Consider the following 1688-nt stretch of genomic DNA (forward strand, 5'->3'; position numbering starts at 1 on the left):
TTCTTATCGGCTCGCTCTTTTTCACCCGTTTTCTGGCGATGAGCGGCGTACCCTCGGCGTTTTCAGAGCTGATTCTGGGAGTGAGCACCGAGACCTGGTGGATCATTCTGGCGGTAGCGCTGATCTACTTGATCCTTGGCATGTTCATCGACTCGATCGGTCTGCTGCTTTTGACCCTGCCGCTGATTCTTCCGCTGGTGGAAGGCGCGGATCTCAATCTGGTCTGGTTTGGCATCATCGTGGTCAAGCTTTTGGAAGTCGGGCTGGTGACGCCACCTATCGGCCTCAACGTGTACGTGATCAAGGGCTCGCTGGGTAATAGCGTCCGCCTGAGCGAGGTCTTCAAGGGGGTGAGCTGGTTCATTGTGATGGACATCGTTGCGCTGCTGCTCATCGTGTTGATTCCCGCGCTTTCACTTTATCTTCCGCAGAAAATGTTTTGACGCCTTCATTTCAAGGAGCACCCATGTCCACTATTCGTTTCATCAACGCGAACGTCGTCGACTCGCGCAGCGGTCAGGTACTGGCCAACCACGAAGTGCGCATCAAGGAAGGGCGTATCGACGCGGTCAGTGCATCCCCGCTCGAGGGTAGCGACGACCAGGTGATCGACGTCAAGGGGCACTACCTGATGCCCGGGCTCGTGGATTCCCACGTTCACGTCACTGCCATTACACCCAACTTCGCGCTGTTGGGAACGCTGTCGCCGTTCTATGTCGGCGCCAAGTCATCGGAACTTCTCGAAGCCATGCTGATGCGTGGTTTTACCACCGTGCGCGACGCTGGTGGGGCGGACTATGGTTTGGCCAAAGCAGTAGACGAAGGCGCGCTTCTTGGCCCTCGGATCATGTACGCCGGTCGCGCACTCTCTCAGACTGGCGGCCATGGTGACATGCGCGGGCCGGGTCAACAGACGTTCGAAGGCTGCTTTTGCTGCGCCGGCCTTGGCCGCGTATGCGATGGCGTGAGCGAGGTGCGCCAGGCAGCGCGCGATGAGATCCGTAAGGGGGCCACACAGATCAAGATCATGGCATCGGGGGGCGTTGCTTCACCCACTGACCGCATCGACAGTACCCAGTTCTCGCTGGAAGAGATCGACGCCATCGTCGAGGAAGCCACCGCGGCTAATATTCACACCATGGCCCATGCCTATACCGCGCGTGCCATCAATCGGCTGATCCCGCGCGGCGTGAAAACCATCGAGCACGGCAACTTGATGGATGAAGAGAGCTGCCGTCTGTTTCTCGAGCACGACGCCTATCTGACGCCGACGCTGAGCACCTACGACGCGCTGGCGCGTGAAGGGGTCGAGGCGGGCATGGCCGAAGAGCTTCAGCGCAAGGTGTTCGAAGTACTCGAGGCCGGCGGCAAGGCGCTTGAAATGGCTCAGCAGCACGGGGTGAAGATGCTTTACGGTTCTGACCTGCTTGGGCGCATGCAGGTCCATCAGCTCAATGAGTTCAATCTGCGCAAAGACGTGGTGCCCGCCGACGAGCTGATCCGCGCCGCGACCAGCCACGCGGCGGATGCCTACGGCTGTGTAGGCGATTTCGGCGAGATCATTCCCGGTGCCCGCGGCGATGTCATCATTCTCAAGGACAACCCGCTGGACGACATCACCGTGCTCACCCAGCCCGACGAGCAACTGATGCTGATCATGAAAGGGGGCGTGGCGTACAAGAACACGT

2 protein-coding genes are annotated in these 1688 nt (G+C 59.4%); both read left to right on the plus strand.

What is annotated here, in order from left to right; genetic code table 11:
- The coding region (locus tag BIS11_RS16815; protein ID WP_253586618.1) for a TRAP transporter large permease subunit at nt 1-443 on the plus strand (443 nt) is incomplete at its 5' end.
- A gap of 23 nt (nt 444-466) precedes the next feature.
- Nucleotides 467-1688: amidohydrolase family protein (locus BIS11_RS16820; RefSeq protein WP_253586619.1), on the plus strand; the 1222-nt coding region annotated here is incomplete at its 3' end.

Source organism: Halomonas sp. 707D4 (genome assembly GCF_024158685.1).
Classification (GTDB): Bacteria; Pseudomonadota; Gammaproteobacteria; order Pseudomonadales; family Halomonadaceae; genus Vreelandella.